Genomic DNA, 14819 nt, shown 5'->3' with positions numbered 1-14819 from the left:
ATCACCGCCAACCCCAGTATGCGCCTGGTGGACGCTAGGGCGCTACCCCACCCTCGGCGATCCGTTTGATCGCGGCGAGACGCCGATCCCATTGTCTTCCAATGGTTTCCAGCTCGTTGCCCAGCGCACTGAGTTTGGCGCCCAGCGCCCGGTAGCGAATCTCCCGACCCACCTTCACGGGCTCGACCAGACCCGCGTCGGCCAGGACCGACAGATGTTTGGCGATGGCCTGCCGACTCACCGGCAACCGGCCGGCCAGGGCGCTCGCCGACAGGTCGTCGGCGCCCAGCTCGGTCAGGATGCGCCACCGGGTCTCGTCGGCGAGCACCGCCAGCATCCCCGGCATGTGGGTGTCGGTCACACTGCAGCCTGCAGGTACGCGACCAGGTCGCCGAGTTCGGCGGTCCAGCCGCCACTGTTCTCGGCGTGCGCCGTCTGCGGGTCGGCCAGGTTCTCGAAGCCCGTCTCGCGTAGATCGAGTCGGGTGCCACCGTCGATCTCGGTGAGATCGAAGCGGACGACGGTCGAATTCTGCGGCGTCGGGTCGGCATCCGTTTCGCGGTGCGCCCAGCGATAGACCAGCGTGTGCGGCGCCTCGGCGCTTTCGACCACGACCCGGAACTTGCCATGGGCGTTCCAGCCGAAGAAGCCGGTGCCACCTGGGGTCGCCTCGAGTTCGGCTGCGTCACCGAACCATTGCGCGATGAGCTCGGCTTTGGTCAGGGCATCCCAGACCCGCTGAATCGGCGCGTCGATGTCGATGGTGCGGGTGATGTCGAGCGTGTCCATGATTCCCCTTCGAGCGGCGGTATGTGCAACTCCACAGTTGCACAGTCGCACCCTTATTGCAACCCTCGGATTGCAGTTTGGGTCACGCGCCGTTGCCGCAACAGCACCAGGCCGATCGTGCCGAACACTAGGTTGGCGGCGATCTCGAGAAGCGCGGTCACCCACGAGAACGCCGTCACCCGCGCCCACGGTGGCGGGTTGATGAAGCTGTCGCTGAAGAATCCCCACGCCGGAAGCAGATGTGCCGCAGTGAATCCCACCGCGCCGGCGTAGCCGATCCCGACGGCCGCGAGTGGCGCCCACCGGTTCCGTTTGAACACCAGCGCGATCGTGACCGCCGCGAAGATCAGTTGCAGCGTGCCGCCCACCATCACCGCCGGCGGGACGACGTTCATCCCCCGGCGCATGTGGTCGGCGCCGTGCAGCACCAGCGCGACCGCCAAAAAGCCTGCGGCCCAGTCGAAGTTACGTTGCCAATTCCCGGAGTCACCAGTCATTCGGATCACCTCTACTACGCAAGGTAGTAGCTTGCGGCCGTCCTGTAAAGACCTGTCAGGGGCTGGCTCTACGATGCCTGGCGTGCGGATGAAACTCTTGGGCGCGGCAGGGCTGGTGGCCGGCGGCGCGGCGTATCTGCACGGCTGGGCGTGGGAACCGGCACTGTCCGCGACCGTCGGCGTGCCGCTGCTGCTCGCCGCCATCCCGCACGTCCTGACCGGAATGCGCACCCCGAGCCGTCACGAAGATCCCGTACACGACATGTCCGGCACTGAATTCGAGGATTACGTCGCCCGAATCGCCCGGTCCTGTGGCGTGCCCGTCATCATGACGGAGCTGTCCGGGGATTGGGGCGTCGACCTGATCGTCGGCACGCGGCCCAATCGCCTTGCCATCCAATGCAAGCGGCTGTCCCGGCCCGTCGGCCCCGGCGCCGTCCAGGAGGTGGTGGCCGGCGCGCCCATGCAGGACTGCGCGCACACCATGGTGGTCACCAACAACGACTTCACCCCGGCCGCAAGGAAATTGGCCGAGTTGCACGACTGCACCCTGGTCAGCGGCACCGAATTGACCCGATTGCGCGGGTTGATCCGCCAGCAGGTCCTAGAGCGCCGCTAGCACGTCCCGCAGCGCTTGAACGGCCTCGTCGATCTCACTGCGCGACACCGTGAGCGCCGGCCGGAACCGCACCGAGTCGGCGCCACTGGCCAGCAGGATGACATGGTGCTGCCACAGCCGGCGGATCACCTCGTCGCGCTGCGCAGCCGACGGCATGCTGAACGCGCACATCAACCCCCGCCCGCGCGCGTCGAGCACCAACGACGGGAATTCACTTGCCAGGCAACGCAACTGCCCGACCAGGTACCAGCCCATGCGCACGGCGTTGTCGATGAGCCCGTCAGCTTCGATGACCTCGAGGACGCGGCGGGCCCGCACCATGTCGGTGAGGTTGCCACCCCAGGTGGAGTTGATCCGCGAGCTGACATGGAAGACGTTGTCGGCGACGTCGTCGACGCGGCCGCCCGCCATCACCCCGCACACCTGCGCCTTCTTACCGAAGGCCACCACGTCGGGCGTGACGCCCAATTGCTGGTAGGCCCAAGCGGTTCCGGTCATCCCGACGCCCGTCTGCACCTCGTCGAAGATCAGAAGCGCGTCGAACTCGACACACAGATCTCGCATCGCGGCGAAGAACTCGGGACGCATGTGCCGGTCACCACCCTCGCCCTGGATCGGCTCGGCGATGAAACACGCGATGTCGTGCGGGTAGGCCTCGAAGGCCGCCCGGGCCTGCCGCAGCGATTCCCGTTCCAGTGCAACGATATCCACGCCGGGGGCCACCACCGGGGCATCGATGCGTGGCCAGTCGAACTTCGGGAAGCGGGCCACCTTGTTGGGGTCGGTGTTGGTCAGCGACATGGTGTAGCCGCTACGGCCATGGAACGCGCCACGCAGGTGCAGGACCCGGGTGCCCAGCGCCGGGTCTATACCGCGCGATTCGTTGAGCCGGCTCTTCCAGTCGAAGGCGACCTTCAACGCGTTCTCCACGGCCAGCGCCCCGCCATCGACGAAGAACAGGTGCGGCAGCGCCGGGTCACCCAGCACCCGCGCGAACGTCTCGACGAAGCGCGCCATCGGCACGCTGTACACGTCGGAGTTGCTCGGCTTGTTGACCGCCGCCTGCGCCAGTTCGGCCCGGAAGGCGGCATCGGTGAGCGCTGGGTGGTTCATCCCCAGCGCCGACGACGCGAAGAACGTGAACATGTCGAGGTACCGGCTGCCGTCGCGCGCGTCGACGAGATAGGAGCCACCGGACCGGTCGAGATCGAGAACGAGGTCCAAACCGTCGGTCAGGATGCTGCGGCCCAGCACGTCGCGAACGTTGCGGGCGCTGCCCGCGGACAGTCCGTCACCAGAAGTCAGAACAGCGGTCATGCCGCCATCCTAACGCAATATTTACACTCTGCAGGACAAGAAACAGGAACTATTCCGGTAGCGAGACCTGATCATCGTAAAAAGTCTGTAAGATGATGGTGCTTCGCGTGCGAACGTTGGCCACCGTCCGGATGCGCTGCAGCAGGCCTTCCAGCGCCCGCGCCGAAGCGACACGCACCAGCAGGACGTAGCTCTCCTCGCCGGCCACCGAGTGGCAGGACTCGATTTCGGGGAACGGCTGCAGCCGCGCCGGGGCATCATCAGGTTGGGAAGGATCGAGTGGGGTGATCGCGACGAACGCCGACAGCATGCGGCCGACGGCCTCGGGGTTGATCCGCGCCGTGTATCCCGTGATCACGCCGCGGGATTCCAGTCTGCGCACCCGCGACTGCACCGCCGACACCGACAGCCCCGCCGCCGTCGCCAAGTGCGCCAGCGTCGCGCGGCCGTCGGCCACCAGCTCCCGCACCAGGATTCGGTCGACATCGTCAAGCTGCTCGGCTTCGGCCATGGCCGGAGACTACTCGCAGGCGTTGCCATGATGGTTCAGACGTGGGAGCTGCGCGCCGCGTTCGCCGCCGCCCTGTCCCGCATGTACGGCACCGAGGTGCCGGCCTACACGACGCTCGTCGACGTCACCACGGCGGTGAACCGGGACTGCGCGACCGACGGCCGGCTCGGCTCCATCGACCGGGTCACCGCGGAACGCCACGGCGCCATCAGGGTCGGCAGCCCCGCCGAACTCGCCGATGTCGCAGCCCTTTTCGCCGCTTTCGGCATGTACCCGGTCGGGTTCTACGATCTGCGCGAGGCCGCCTCACCGGTGCCCGTGGTGTCCACCGCGTTCCGGCCCATCGAGGCAGAAGAGCTGGACCGCAACCCGTTTCGGGTGTTCACCTCGATGCTGGCGACCGAGGACGCCCGCTTCTTCTCCCCCGACCTGCGGGACCGGGTGCAGCAGTTCGTCGACCGCCGCCGGCTGTTCGACCCGGCGTTGATCGCCCAGGCCCGCCGGATCGCCGCCGACGGCTGTCCGGCCGCCGACGCCGACGACTTCGTGCGGCGCGCCGTCGCCGCCTTCGCGCTGTCGCGCACGCCGATCGACAAGGCCTGGTACGACGAGCTCAGCGCCGTCTCCGCCGTGGCCGCGGACATCGCAGGCGTGACCACCACCCACATCAACCACCTGACACCGCGCGTGCTGGATATCGACGAGCTGTACCGCCGGATGACGGCCCGGGGCATCACCATGATCGACGCGATCCAGGGGCCACCGGCCACCGACGGCCCGCCGGTGCTGTTGCGGCAGACGTCGTTTCGCGCCCTCGCCGAACCGCGCACCTTCCGGACCCCCGACGGCACCGTCTTCGACGGCAGTCTGCGGGTGCGCTTCGGCGAGGTCGAGGCCCGCGGGGTGGCGTTGACCCCAGCCGGCCGGGAGCGCTACGACGCCGCGATGACCGATCAGGAGCACTGGGACCGGTACTTCCCTGCCACCGACACCGAGATTGCGGCCCAGGGCCTGGCCTACTACCGCGGCGGCGATCCCACGAAACCCGTTGTCTACGAGGACTTCCTGCCAGCTTCCGCGGCCGGCATCTTCCGGTCGAACCTGGACCGGGACGCGCACCCGACAGCCGCCGACGACACTGGCGACTACAGCCTCGACTGGATGGCCGGCGCCATCAGCCAGCACATCCATGACCCTTACGACCTCTACGAGAAAGCGGCATCATGACCTCTGTGCAGAATCAACTTTTGCCCACCGCCGATCAACTCCGCGACCGCGTGCGGACCGCGCTCCAGGCCGTCGGTGCTCACGTGACGCTGGGTGAGCCCGGCGCCCACGGCCTGCATGCCAGCACGCCCATCACCGGGGAGGTGCTTTTCACACTTCCCGAGAGCACGACCGAGCAGGCCGATGCGGCGATCACCGCAGCGGCACAGGCGTTCACCACCTGGCGCACCACCCCGGCACCGGTGCGCGGTGCGCTCGTGGCCCGCCTGGGTGAGCTGCTCGTCGAGCACAAGGCCGATCTGGGCACGCTGGTGACGATCGAGGCCGGCAAGATCACCTCCGAGGCGCTCGGCGAGGTGCAGGAGATGATCGACGTCTGCCAGTTCGCGGTGGGTCTCTCGCGCCAGCTGTACGGACGCACCATCGCCTCCGAACGGCCCGGGCACCGGCTCATGGAGAACTGGCATCCGCTCGGGGTGGTCGGCGTCATCACCGCGTTCAACTTCCCCGTCGCCGTCTGGGCCTGGAACACCGCCATCGCGCTGGTGTGCGGCGACACCGTGGTGTGGAAGCCCTCCGAGCTCACCCCGCTGACCGCCGTCGCCTGTCAGGCGCTGCTGGAGCGCGCCGCGGCCGACGTCGGCGCCCCGGAGCATGTCGGCCGGTTGGTACTGGGCGGCCGCGAAATCGGCGAGCAGCTGGTCGACGACCCCCGCGTCGCGCTGCTGAGCGCGACAGGGTCGGTACGGATGGGCCAGGAGATCGGCCCGCGCGTGGCCCGGCGGTTCGGCAAGGTGCTGCTGGAGCTCGGCGGAAACAACGCCACCATCGTCACGCCGTCGGCCGATCTCGACCTCGCGGTGCGCGGCATCGTGTTCGCCGCCGCCGGCACCGCCGGCCAACGGTGCACGACGCTGCGCCGCGTCATCGCGCACCACAGCGTGGTGGACACGCTTGTGCAGCGGATCGTCACCGCGTACCAGAGCCTGCCGGTCGGCGACCCGTCCGCCGAAGGGACGCTGATCGGGCCACTGATCCACGAGCGGTCCTACCGCGACATGGTGGGTGCGCTGGAACAGGCGCAAGCGGAGGGCGGCGAGGTGACCGGCGGCGAACGCGTCCAGCTGCACCCCAGCTCCTACTACGTCACACCGGCGGTGGTGCGGATGCCGGGGCAGACGGCCATCGTGCACCAGGAGACGTTCGCGCCGATCCTGTACGTCCTGACCTACGACACGCTCGACGAGGCCATCGCCCTCAACAACGCAGTGCCGCAGGGTCTTTCGTCGGCCATCTTCACCACCGACATCCGGGAGGCCGAACGCTTCATGGCCGCCGACGGGTCGGACTGCGGTATCGCCAACGTCAACATCGGCACCTCGGGCGCGGAGATCGGCGGCGCGTTCGGTGGCGAGAAGCAGACGGGCGGCGGCCGCGAATCCGGCTCCGATTCCTGGAAGGCCTACATGCGGCGGGCCACCAACACCGTCAACTACTCGTCCGAGCTGCCGCTGGCTCAAGGCGTGCAGTTCGGTTGAGGTAGACATGAGCCCGTGAAGATCGAAGGTGCGGTGGCTGTCGTCACCGGAGCGGGCTCGGGCATCGGCAGGTCCATCGCGACGGCGCTGGCCGCCGCGGGCGCGTCGGTCGTGGCCGGCGACATCAACGCCGAAGCCGCCGCCGAGACGGCCGCGGGTTACGGAGGTGTCGGCGTCGGTGCCGACGCGTCGTCGGTGGACGGCATCGCGACGCTGCTCGCCGCCGCCCGCGAGACGTACGGCCCCGTCGACATCTACGTCGCCAACGCCGGTATCACCGGGCAGCCGGGACTGGGCGACGACGAAGCCGCGTGGGACCGCATCATCGACATCAACCTGCGCGCGCACATCCGCGCCGCCAAAGCTGTTGTGCCCGAATGGGTTGAGCGGGGCGCCGGCCACTTCGTCGCCGTGGCCTCGGCCGCCGGTCTGCTCACCCAGCTCGGCGCGGCCGGCTACAGCGTCACCAAGCACGCCGCTGTCGGCTTCGCGGAGTGGCTGACCATCACCTACGGCGACCAGGGCATCGGCGTCAGCTGCGTCTGCCCGATGGGCGTCGACACCCCGCTGCTGCGCGGGATGACCGATTCCCCCGACGCCGCGATTCGGGTCGCCGGCAACGCCGTGACCCACGCGGGCAACGTCGTCGGGCCTGACGACGTCGCCGCGCTGGTGGTCCGGGCCATCGAGGACGGCACGTTCCTGGTCCTCCCGCACCCCGAGGTCTTGGAGATGTACCGGCACAAAGGCGCGGATTACGACCGCTGGATCGCCGGCATGCGCCGCTATCAGCGCACGTTGGGGTAAAACGGCTCTCGTTCTACATCTTGGCGGGGTCGCTGTTGCCGATGGTGGTGCCGTTCTTGTCGAGGGCTTGGATTTGGAAATAGGCGCCGGCGGTGACAGTTGTGGCCGGTAGGGAGACGGGGGTGTTGAGTCCGTTCCACGGGGCAGTCAGCAAGGGTTTCAGCGCATCGGGTGTAGGCCCGGTGAGGATTCTCCACTGGGTGACTTCCGTGGCGCCGTTCCAGACCGCATGCAAGGTGGGCCGGCCATTGCCGGTGGTTATGGCCAGTTCTGGTTTCTGAGTGGGGTGTCCGACCCAGGGCTGCAAGAACGCGCGGTAGGTACCGATCCCACCACTCCCCACGTTGCCCTCTAGTTTTTGTGGAGCATGTGCGGGTTGGCTGGCGCTCCACAAGACTCGGCCGTCGGCCGCGAATTCGGTGATCCGGTTCGCATCACCCCAGCCGGTGAACGTGTTGCCACCGGGAAGGCTTTGCACGCTGCCTTGGGTGAACGTTCCCAGGTTGTCCGGCTGGGTCCACTCGCGGACCAGCGTCGCCGTACGGGTCTGGTGGTCGAGCCGGATCCATTTGATACTGGACGGGCCGTGCCGGGTTCCGCCGAGGTCCACGTTGTTGTTGAACAACATGATCGTGTTTGCGTCCACGAATTGTGGATCGTGCTGGCCCGCGAAGTCCGCCCCAGGGCCAAGGGTGAAGGTCGAGTCTTTCCCGCCGAGTTTCCACTTGATGGCGCCGGTGTGTGCGTCGACGGCGACCAGCTCGTTGGCCGCGCGCACCGACACCAACAGATCACCGTCGGGGTCCAAGGCCACCGAATTGATATGCAAGGGAGCCACCGCAGCCTGCCCCGGAATATTAGACAGATCACGGTAATTGAGTGCGCTATCGGTCACCGGTAGATGCTGTGCCGAATCCCACTCGAGCAGGGTGTCACCGGAAGCGATATCGACGACATTGACGATGCTGTTGTTGATCTTCCCGTTCTTGGGTCCGCCGATGCCGGTGAGATCAGCATCAATGGTTTTCACTGACGTGATCAACGCCCGCCCGTCCGGGGTGATGCGGAACTCGTGAAAGTCAGACGGCGCGCCATGCGGAGTGATCTTCTTGATGATCTTGTAGTTCGTATCCGCGATGTAATCGGCACCGGCGAGTTTGGTGCCCTGGAACCAGGTCAGAACAGGCTTGCCCTGATACGTCTGGACCTGAAAATTCCCCGCATCCTGGTCATTGGGGATCTGCAGGAACCAGACCGGCCGACCTTTCTTGTCCAGAATCTCCGGGCCGGACGCGATTTCGGGGGTCCCGCTGCCAAAAAGATTGGCCGCTCCCGCCCCGCCACCGTTGATGAACACAAAACCCGGATCCGAACCGGGCACATCGGTGGTGACAGTGAGCGGCGGGGCAGCCAACTGTGTCTGCGGGATCGACCCAGCATCCTGTGCGAGTGAACCCGCCGCCTCAGAAGACACCTGAGTTGAAGACGAACAGCCTGTCGCCAGCAACATCAGCGCTACCGCCCCCACGCGAAAACCTTTAACCGCGCCAAGGTAATTCGGCAGCTCGTGATCGTGTAACCGCATCATCTGCCCAAGACTAAACCACCCCTGTGAGGTCTCTGTGAAGCGTCCCCGGACGCGCCTCGCCCGGCTAGCGGCGGCGGGCGATGATCTGCGCGCTCTTGAACAGGGCGAAGGTAACGCCCGGATCGTCGAGCACGCGCCGCAGATATTGGCGGTAGGCCTCGATCCGCTCAGCGGGAGCACCGATTTCGGAGAGGTACGCGGGTGCACATTGTTCGAACCCGAGCGCATGGACGAGTTTGGCCTCGCGGGCCGAGGAGATCGGTTGGTATTGGTCGCGGCGGTGGATTGCGAAACCGGCTGCCTCGAGCTCGGTTTCGATGGAGTCGGCCACGTCGAAGCACAGACCGCGCGCCCGGCCCAGGGCGTACCACCAGGACAGCCAGAGATCGCTGCCGGCGTCCGCCGGGCTGAACTGCGCCGAGCCCACGTCGGCGATCTCCAGCAGTAGCGCGCCGTCGTCGGTGAGCATGTCGGCCATCGCAGCGAGAGCACGACGCAGGTCGCGAACGTGCATCAGCAGGAACCGGCTGTACACCCAGTCGACACGCTGCCCGCGCAGCGGGTCGTCTTCGAGCGCGCCGGCGACGAAGGTGACGTTGCGGTGCCGACTCAGCGTCGACCGCGCGATCTCGATCTGCTCGGCAGAGGCATCGACTGCGTACACCCTGCCGGATTCGCCGACCCTGCTCGCCATCCGATCGGTGACCCCGCCGTGCCCGCAGCCCAGGTCGACGATCGAATGCCCTTCTGCCACACCGGCTGACTCCAGAAATGCGCCCGAGTTGGGATCGTAGAACCGACCGAGCAGCCGGAGACGTTCACTGTCGTCGACACCAACGTGCATGGCGTATGTTTCAGCGGCCATCCTCGGTCGCCTTTCTTCGTTGTTGCGATGTGCGGTCTGCGCAAGGACGGCGCGCAGCACGTCGTCGATGAGTGTCATCTCGTTGTCGGTCAGGTCGGCGCGGGCGGTGATGCGCAGCACCGGGGGCCGGGGCCGTGTCGAAGATGAACGTGCGCGCCGAGTTGACGAGGTGCGTTCAATTCTCGCTGCAAGCCGGCATTCACGCGCTGACCTGCCCGTTCTTCCAACCACCCCGATACGTCGGTCATAACCACAGTTCAGGACCATACTTGAACACCGTTCAATTGCAATACCCGCGCACCGCCAGACCGCGCGCCACCTACCGCCGAAAACTTGTCGTACCCACCGGGCAATATGGAGCCGTGGCTCCGGACGACCCGATGGCCCGGTTCAGTGACCTGACCCGGGAGTGGTTCGCTGCTGCCTTCAGCACGCCCACCCCCGCGCAGGCGCAGGCGTGGCAGGCCGTCGCCGACGGGCACAACACTCTGGTCATCGCACCCACCGGGTCGGGCAAGACGCTCGCGGCGTTCCTCTGGGCCATCGACCAGCTGGCGCAGCAGCGCACCGACACCGCTGGCGTCAAGGGCACAAAAGTCCTCTACGTCTCGCCGCTGAAGGCCCTCGCGGTCGACGTCGAGCGCAACCTGTCGACGCCCCTCACCGGCATCACGCGGGTCGCCGAGCGCGTGGGTACACCGGCACCCGAGATCACCGTCGGCGTGCGGTCGGGCGACACCTCCCCGGCACAGCGCCGCCAACTGATCGCGACGCCGCCGGACATCCTGATCACCACCCCCGAGTCGCTGTTCCTCATGCTGACGTCGGCGGCCCGCGAGACGCTGGCGACGGTACGGACCGTCATCGTCGATGAGGTGCACGCCGTCGCAGCCACCAAACGCGGCGCGCACCTGGCGCTTTCACTGGAGCGTCTCGACGAGCTGCTCGACAAGCCGGCCCAACGGATCGGCCTGTCCGCGACCGTCAAGCCGCCCGAAGAGGTCGCGCGCTTCCTGTCGGGCGCGGCGCCCACCACCATCGTCAAGCCGCCGGCCGCCAAGACCTTCGACCTGAGTGTCGAGGTGCCGGTGCCCGACATGGCCAACCTCGACGGCGGCACCATCTGGCCCGATGTCGAGGAACGCATCGTCGACCTGATCGAGTCGCACAATTCGTCGCTGGTGTTCACGAACTCCCGGCGGCTGGCCGAGCGGCTCACCGCGCGGCTCAACGAGATTCACGCCGCCCGTTCGGGCATCGAGCTGCCCAACGAGCGCAACCCGCAGATCGGTGGCGGCGCGCCGGCCACAATCATGGCCAGCGGCCAGACCTTCGGCGCACCCAGTCTGCTGGCCAAGGCCCACCATGGCTCGGTCAGCAAGGAGGCCCGAGCGCAGGTCGAAGACGACCTCAAGAGCGGCCGGCTCAAGGCCGTCGTCGCCACGTCCAGCCTGGAACTCGGCATCGACATGGGCGCCGTCGATCTGGTGATTCAGGTCGAGGCACCGCCGTCGGTCGCCAGTGGTCTGCAGCGCATCGGCCGCGCCGGCCACCAGGTCGGCGAGATCTCCGAAGGCGTGCTGCTACCCAAGCACCGCACCGATCTGATCGACTGCGCCGTCACCGTGCAGCGGATGCGCGCCGGTGAGATCGAGACGCTGCAGGTACCCACCAATCCGCTCGACGTGCTGGCACAACACACGGTCGCGGCGGCGGCCCTCGAACCGCTGGATGCCGACCGCTGGTTCGACGCGGTCCGGCGCAGCGCACCGTTCGCCGCCCTGCCGCGCAGCGCTTTCGAGGCGACGCTCGACCTGCTGGCCGGCAAGTACCCGTCGACCGAGTTCGCCGAGCTGCGGCCGCGGCTGGTCTACGACCGCGACACCGGCACCCTGACCGCGCGGCCCGGCGCGCAACGGCTCGCCGTCACGTCCGGCGGCGCGATCCCGGACCGCGGCATGTTCACCGTCTACCTGGCCACGGGTGACGAGAAGCCCTCGCGTGTCGGCGAACTCGATGAGGAGATGGTCTACGAGTCGCGTCCCGGCGACGTCATCTCCCTCGGCGCCACCAGCTGGCGGATCACCGAGATCACGCACGACCGGGTGCTGGTCCTGCCCGCGCCCGGCCAGCCCGCGCGGTTGCCGTTCTGGCGCGGCGACGCCGTCGGCCGTTCCGCTGAGCTGGGTGCGGCCATCGGCGCCTTCACCGGGAAGCTCGCCGGACTGCCGCGCGCCGAATTCGACGAGTACTGCAGCACAATGGGTTTCAACGGCTACGCCACCGACAACCTGTGGCAGCTGCTCGACGAGCAGCGGCAAGCCACCGGCACGGTGCCCACCGACACCACATTCGTGGTGGAACGGTTCCGCGATGAGCTCGGCGACTGGCGAATCGTCCTGCACTCCCCGTACGGGCTGCGGGTGCACGGGCCGCTGGCGCTCGCAGTGGGCAGACGGATCATGGAACGGTACGGCATCGACGAGAAGCCCACCGCGTCCGACGACGGCATCGTGCTGCGGCTGCCCGACACCGGGGAAAACCCGCCCGGCGCAGACATTTTCGTCTTCGAGGCCGACGAGATCGAGTCCATCGTCACCGCAGAGGTCGGCGGGTCGGCGCTGTTTGCCTCCCGCTTCCGCGAGTGCGCGGCGCGGGCACTGCTGCTGCCGCGGCGCCATCCCGGCAAGCGGTCGCCGCTGTGGCATCAGCGGCAGCGAGCCGCCCAGTTGCTGGACATCGCCCGCAAGTACCCGGATTTCCCGATCGTGCTGGAGACGGTGCGCGAATGCCTGCAGGACGTCTACGACGTCCCGATGCTCATCGAGTTGATGCGGCGTGTCGCGCAGCGCCGGATCCGGGTGCTCGACGTTCAGACCGCCACACCGTCGCCGTTCGCCGCGTCGCTGCTGTTCGGTTACGTCGGTGCGTTCATGTACGAGGGTGACAGCCCACTCGCCGAACGGCGTGCTGCCGCACTGTCGTTGGACGCCACGCTGCTGGCCGAGCTCCTGGGCCGCGTCGAACTGCGCGAACTGCTCGACCCGGACGTGGTGGCGTCGACCATTCGGCAGCTGCAGCATCTGACCGAAGACCGGGCCGCCCGCGACGCCGAAGGCATCGCCGACCTCCTCCGGCTGCTTGGACCACTGAGCACCGACGAACTCCGGCAGCGTTGCACCGCAAGCGATGTCGAGGCCTGGTGCGCCACGCTGCAAGCCGCCAAGCGCGCGGTCTCGGTGACCTTCGCCGGCCAGAGCTGGTGGACCGCGGTCGAAGACATGGGCCTGCTGCGCGACGGCCTCGGTGTCGCGGTGCCGGTCGGCGTGCCGGCGAGTTTCACCGCGGCGGTGTCCGACCCGCTGGGTGAACTACTGGGCCGCTACGCCAGAACCAATGGGCCGTTCACGACAACGCAGGCGGCCGCCCGGTTCGGCCTGGGACATCGGGTGACCGCCGACGTGTTGAGCCGCATGGTGTTGGACGGCAAGCTCATTCGCGGTGAATTCACCGATCTGCCGGACAGCGTCGACCAGCAGTGGTGTGACGCCACGGTGCTGAAGATTCTGCGCCGCCGGTCCCTGGCCGCGCTGCGGGCCCAGATCGAACCGGTGAGCACCGCCGCGTACGCCCGGTTCCTGCCGGCCTGGCAGCAGTTCGGCGACGCCCGCGGCATCGATGGCCTGGCGTCAGTCATCGAACAGCTTGCCGGCGCGCCGATTCCGGCATCCGCGGTCGAGCCGCTCGTTTTCGGCCAGCGGGTGTCCGACTACCAACCGGCGATGCTCGACGAACTGCTGGCCTCCGGTGAGGTCACCTGGTCGGGCGCCGGCCAGATCGGCGCCAACGACGGCTGGGTGGTCTTCCACCGCGCCGACTCCGCGCCACTGTCCCTGGCGCCGGGCGCCGAGATCGAGTTCACCGACACGCACCGCATGATCATGGACACCCTCAGCTCAGCTGATGGTCCAGGCGGCGCCTACTTCTTCCGGCAGCTGGCGGCTGAAGACAGTGCCGATGCGAAACAGGCTCTGTGGGAACTGATCTGGGCCGGCTGGGTCACCGGCGACACCTTCGCCCCGGTGCGGGCGCTCCTCGGCAACACCGGACGCAAACCGGGAGGTGCGCACCGGCAACGACAGCAGCGCCCGCCCCGGCTCAGTCGCTACAGTGTCGCCCGGCCGCAGGCCCGCACCGTCGACCCGACGGTCGCCGGCCGGTGGTCGGCGCTGCCACCCGCCGAACCGGAATCCACCATGCGGGCGCACTTCCAGGCCGAGCTGCTGCTGAACCGCTACGGCGTCGTCACCCGCGGCGCGGCCGACGGCCTGCCCGGCGGGTTCGCGACGCTCTACAAGGTGTTGACCGCCTTCGAAGAAGCCGGCCGCTGCCAGCGCGGGTATTTCATCGAATCGCTTGGTGGCGCACAGTTCGCCGTGGCCTCGACGGTGGACCGGCTGCGCAACTATCTCGACAACGTCGACCACAGCAGCCCCGACTACACCGCCATCGTGCTCGCCGCCACCGACCCGGCTAATCCCTACGGCGTCGCGCTCCCGTGGCCCGAGGCAGCCGGCCACCGGCCGGGCCGCAAGGCGGGTGCGCTGGTGGCGCTGGTCGACGGCGAGTTGGTGTGGTTCCTGGAGCGGGGCGGAAAGTCGTTGTTGTCGTTCGACGCCACTCCGGAACAACAACGCGCCGCGGCCGGTGCGCTGGCCGACCTGGTGAGCGCGGGGCGGCTGCAGTCGCTGTTGATCGAGAAGGTCAACGGAGAACCGGTCTTGGCCCCCACACCCGACGCCGAACAGGCGCGGGTTCACGCCGTGCTCACCGACGCCGGGTTCTCCCGGACCCCGCGGGGTTTGCGGCTGCGCTGATCTGGGTTTTCCATCACGGCCCAGCGGCTGATCCGGTGGGTCGAGTTGGGGCACCACGGCGACGGCCGCCGATGCCCTCCTGGCAGCAGGCGGCCCAACGGGTCTGTCTAGCCTGCAAGCTCCCGATTCACTGCTTACGATGTCGATGAGCTCGGAAATCATCAACCGGCGTCCTGCACGCCGG

General features: G+C 67.9%; 12 protein-coding genes. 5 read left to right on the top strand and 7 right to left on the bottom strand.

Features of this window, described 5'->3' with window-relative positions:
- Positions 1–34 precede the first annotated feature (34 nt).
- The 3 genes from QRN63_RS15185 to QRN63_RS15175 are packed head-to-tail and all read right to left on the bottom strand — an operon-like array spanning position 35 to position 1286.
- Positions 35–337: an ArsR/SmtB family transcription factor gene (locus QRN63_RS15185; protein ID WP_267318523.1), complete on the bottom strand. Its 303-nt coding sequence runs from the start codon at positions 335–337 to the stop codon at positions 35–37.
- A 20-nt stretch (positions 338–357) separates the two neighbouring features.
- A complete protein-coding gene (locus QRN63_RS15180; RefSeq protein WP_267318179.1) occupies positions 358–789 on the bottom strand; it encodes an SRPBCC family protein in 432 nt (143 codons plus the stop codon).
- A gap of 53 nt (positions 790–842) precedes the next feature.
- A complete protein-coding gene (locus tag QRN63_RS15175; RefSeq protein ID WP_285031533.1) occupies positions 843–1286 on the bottom strand; it encodes a hypothetical protein in 444 nt (147 codons plus the stop codon).
- A 73-nt stretch (positions 1287–1359) separates the two neighbouring features.
- Between QRN63_RS15175 and QRN63_RS15170 the strand changes: the two genes are divergently transcribed.
- Positions 1360–1905: a restriction endonuclease gene (locus QRN63_RS15170; RefSeq protein ID WP_502888139.1), complete on the top strand. Its 546-nt coding sequence runs from the start codon at positions 1360–1362 to the stop codon at positions 1903–1905.
- Here QRN63_RS15170 and lat read toward each other — a convergent pair.
- A complete protein-coding gene (lat, locus tag QRN63_RS15165) occupies positions 1891–3222 on the bottom strand; it encodes an L-lysine 6-transaminase (RefSeq protein ID WP_285031532.1) in 1332 nt (443 codons plus the stop codon). The two genes, QRN63_RS15170 and lat, sit on opposite strands and share 15 nt — an antisense overlap.
- 49 nt (positions 3223–3271) lie before the next feature.
- A complete protein-coding gene (locus QRN63_RS15160) occupies positions 3272–3733 on the bottom strand; it encodes an Lrp/AsnC family transcriptional regulator (protein ID WP_267318182.1) in 462 nt (153 codons plus the stop codon).
- A 27-nt stretch (positions 3734–3760) separates the two neighbouring features.
- Between QRN63_RS15160 and hglS the strand changes: the two genes are divergently transcribed.
- From hglS to QRN63_RS15145, 3 genes are read left to right on the top strand one after another with little or no spacing between them, the layout of a single operon-like run.
- Entirely contained in the window at positions 3761–4960 is a 1200-nt protein-coding gene (gene hglS, locus QRN63_RS15155; protein WP_285031531.1) for a 2-oxoadipate dioxygenase/decarboxylase, read from the top strand.
- Positions 4957–6498, top strand: coding sequence for an L-piperidine-6-carboxylate dehydrogenase (amaB, locus tag QRN63_RS15150; RefSeq protein ID WP_285031530.1), 1542 nt, complete (start codon positions 4957–4959; stop codon positions 6496–6498). Before hglS ends, amaB begins: the two co-directional genes overlap by 4 nt.
- 15 nt (positions 6499–6513) lie before the next feature.
- Entirely contained in the window at positions 6514–7305 is a 792-nt protein-coding gene (locus tag QRN63_RS15145) for an SDR family oxidoreductase (protein ID WP_285031529.1), read from the top strand.
- A gap of 13 nt (positions 7306–7318) precedes the next feature.
- On the opposite strand, the gene QRN63_RS15140 is transcribed toward QRN63_RS15145, so the two are convergent.
- The gene (locus QRN63_RS15140) at positions 7319–8893 is read right to left on the bottom strand and encodes an arylsulfotransferase family protein (protein WP_285031528.1); all 1575 of its coding nucleotides are present in this window, start codon (positions 8891–8893) and stop codon (positions 7319–7321) included.
- Between the two features lie 64 nt (positions 8894–8957).
- Complete coding sequence (locus QRN63_RS15135; RefSeq protein WP_285031527.1) at positions 8958–9878, bottom strand: class I SAM-dependent methyltransferase; 921 nt, start codon at positions 9876–9878, stop codon at positions 8958–8960.
- 260 nt (positions 9879–10138) lie between these two features.
- Between QRN63_RS15135 and QRN63_RS15130 the strand changes: the two genes are divergently transcribed.
- Entirely contained in the window at positions 10139–14635 is a 4497-nt protein-coding gene (locus QRN63_RS15130) for an ATP-dependent helicase (protein WP_285031837.1), read from the top strand.
- Positions 14636–14819: the final 184 nt, after the last annotated feature.

This window comes from Mycolicibacterium sp. lyk4-40-TYG-92 (assembly GCF_030209435.1).
Taxonomy (GTDB): Bacteria; Actinomycetota; Actinomycetes; order Mycobacteriales; family Mycobacteriaceae; genus Mycobacterium.
The sequence above is the reverse complement of the archived record's forward strand: the minus strand, read 5'-3'. Positions and strand labels throughout refer to the sequence as shown.

Coding starts and splice junctions, on each gene's coding strand:
- QRN63_RS15185 (WP_267318523.1), bottom strand. CDS start 337: ATGCTGGCGGTGCTCGCCGACGAGACCCGGTGGCGCATCCTGACCGAG.
- QRN63_RS15180 (WP_267318179.1), bottom strand. CDS start 789: ATGGACACGCTCGACATCACCCGCACCATCGACATCGACGCGCCGATT.
- QRN63_RS15175 (WP_285031533.1), bottom strand. CDS start 1,286: ATGACTGGTGACTCCGGGAATTGGCAACGTAACTTCGACTGGGCCGCA.
- QRN63_RS15170 (WP_502888139.1), top strand. CDS start 1,360: ATGCCTGGCGTGCGGATGAAACTCTTGGGCGCGGCAGGGCTGGTGGCC.
- lat (WP_285031532.1), bottom strand. CDS start 3,222: ATGACCGCTGTTCTGACTTCTGGTGACGGACTGTCCGCGGGCAGCGCC.
- QRN63_RS15160 (WP_267318182.1), bottom strand. CDS start 3,733: ATGGCCGAAGCCGAGCAGCTTGACGATGTCGACCGAATCCTGGTGCGG.
- hglS (WP_285031531.1), top strand. CDS start 3,761: ATGATGGTTCAGACGTGGGAGCTGCGCGCCGCGTTCGCCGCCGCCCTG.
- amaB (WP_285031530.1), top strand. CDS start 4,957: ATGACCTCTGTGCAGAATCAACTTTTGCCCACCGCCGATCAACTCCGC.
- QRN63_RS15140 (WP_285031528.1), bottom strand. CDS start 8,893: ATGATGCGGTTACACGATCACGAGCTGCCGAATTACCTTGGCGCGGTT.
- QRN63_RS15130 (WP_285031837.1), top strand. CDS start 10,139: ATGGCCCGGTTCAGTGACCTGACCCGGGAGTGGTTCGCTGCTGCCTTC.